We start from the raw sequence: 2,268 nt of genomic DNA on the forward strand, positions 1-2,268 counted from the left end.
CCTCGAGGCCATGCTCGCCTTGACGGCAGGGGGCCAGCATGTTGTCGCTCCAGGCAAGCCGATGCAGAACGGAATCTGCGAAGCCTTGAACGGCCGCAGCCGGACGAGCGATTGAACGATACTCTCAGTATGACCTCGATCACGCGCTATCAGTGATCGCTAGATGGGTCGCCGGATACAGCGAACGGCGCTAGCATTCGGCGCTCGGATCACACCTGCGGCCCTATGCCGCCAAGCTAACAGCAACACACAGCTGCGCAACTCGACCAGCTCCAGCGATCGCCTGTTGCCCAATCCGCTCTCAGACGCGCAATTCTCAACCGAGGACTCTGGCGTCAGCCGGTGCCAAAGCTGGTCACAGCATTCTGTCCGAGTCCGATTGACGACAATCTGTGTTCAGATCCAGACATACTAGGGGTTAGGATCAAGCCGGCCAGGGGCGGCTCCTCCGATTTGTGGTCGCTGCGTTTGGTGGCATGCAAATTGCACATTCATAGCCATGATACGTGTTCCGACGTGGCCCGTCGCGCAGTCTTTAGCCTAGGAACCAAATCTGTTTATGTTCAAGCGTTCCAAACGTTAAAATCTGAGAAAAAGCTGCACAGTGCGTTGGTATTTGTAAGCCAAGGGTTTGTGAGAACGGCGGCGATGGAGAGCGTGCTAAGCTCAGTTCCTCGAGAGCTAACTAACTGTTACAATAATATGAACGAGAAAGTTGGGATTGAAATCGAAGCGGCAGCCAAACTCATTGCCACAGCGGCAAGCGGTACATACAATCACCGCACCGATATTGTATACTTCAGACAGAGATAGTATACATGAAGAAGCGACTTGTAAGCAGTGTTATAATATTTCACCCATGTGACCATGATAAGGCATTGTTCATTGAACGCCTCAAGTATGGCCGGTTCATGCTTCCCGGAGGCGGCATTGAGCCAAATGAGTCTCCGCACGATGTCGCAATACGTGAAGTTCAGGAAGAAATTGGAATCGAAATTAAACTTTTGGCTCCTCAATTCCAGATATGCGGGACTGCCGACGGTGCGACATCCATTATCATGCCAATCGCTGTCCTAAATGAAAGTATCGACGAAGGACAATTTGCCCTGAAACATATTGACTTCATTTTTGTTGCTCAGGCTCAATCAACTATTGTGAAGCCGCGTGAAGCACTAACCAAGTCAGCTCAGTGGATACCCGAGTCGGATATCGAGAAAATAAATACCTTCGAAATGGTGAGGAAATTAGTTTCTGCTTCGTTAGCTGCAAAGCCGTACTTCAACGTGGATGCCAAAGGGTGATAAACATTATGACTTTATTGAAAGTCGACAGAATAAAAATATGCTGCATCATGTCACAGCAAGATGCAGACATAGCGATTGAATGTGGGGCCACCTGTTTGGGCTTAGTGGCGAAAATGCCAAGCGGTCCTGGAATAATTGACAATACTACGATATCAAACCTTGTACGTTATATCGATAATCGTGCGAGGGCGATCGTTTTGACCTCCGAGAAAGAGGCGAACGAAATATTGCGTCATGTAGATGCTGTTGGTGTAGAAACAGTGCAAGTCGTTTCTCCCGTTGACCCTTCGGTTATAAAAGAGATCAAGCGGCTTGCACCTGCTTTGGAGGTTATTCCCGTCGTCCACGTAATCGACAAGTCTTCGATAGACTATGCGTTGCGATTGGGGGAATACGCTGATGCAATTCTCCTCGATACAGGCAATTTTAATGTCGAACCTATTGAACTGGGTGGGACAGGACGCACCCACGATTGGGAAGTATCAGCAGATATTGTAAGTCGATCAGAGAAGCCGATATATTTAGCGGGCGGGCTTGATCCTGAAAACGTTATTGCAGCAATCAATCAGGTGAAGCCGCATCATATCGATGTATGCTCTCGCCTTCGCCGCGATGGCGCATTGGATAGAAATCTGTGTCGCGAGTTCATAGCGAGGATCAGATCCCACAGCTGGAATTAGTTTCATGAACCGGGATTACGCCTTATCCTTTATTGCCTCATCTGTTGTTGCCATAATAATTGGGTAATTACCCACGCTCTTGTCAGGGGCAAGAATCCCTGAATCTATGGGGATATGGATCGCACTGATTTGCAGCGTCTGACGAAGGAAGAGTTGATCGATCTGGTGCTGCGGATGCAGCGGCCAGAGAAGACATCACGCACGTCGTCCAAGCCACCTTCGAGCGATCGCAAGGCGCGTCGGGACAGGGCAAAGGGCGCTGTAAAGTTATCAGCGGATTGATG

Annotated in this window: 2 protein-coding genes and 2 pseudogenes; all 4 read left to right on the top strand. The window is 49.5% G+C overall.

Features of this window, described 5'->3' with window-relative positions; all coding sequences use genetic code 11:
* A pseudogene (locus DH10_RS37510) lies at positions 1-191 on the top strand (integrase core domain-containing protein); the annotation flags it as partial.
* A 627-nt stretch (positions 192-818) separates the two neighbouring features.
* Positions 819-1,301, top strand: coding sequence for an NUDIX hydrolase (locus DH10_RS36180; RefSeq protein ID WP_192385984.1), 483 nt, complete (start codon positions 819-821; stop codon positions 1,299-1,301).
* A gap of 8 nt (positions 1,302-1,309) precedes the next feature.
* Positions 1,310-1,984 carry a phosphoribosylanthranilate isomerase gene (locus DH10_RS36185; protein WP_192385985.1) on the top strand — a complete coding sequence of 225 codons (675 nt, stop codon included), beginning with the start codon at positions 1,310-1,312 and terminating at the stop codon, positions 1,982-1,984.
* 114 nt (positions 1,985-2,098) lie between these two features.
* Positions 2,099-2,239: pseudogene (locus DH10_RS36190) on the top strand (IS66 family transposase); the annotation flags it as partial.
* Between the last annotated feature and the right edge of the window lie 29 nt (positions 2,240-2,268).

The sequence above is a fragment of the Mesorhizobium silamurunense genome (genome assembly GCF_014843825.1).
GTDB lineage: Bacteria > Pseudomonadota > Alphaproteobacteria > Rhizobiales > Rhizobiaceae > Mesorhizobium > Mesorhizobium silamurunense.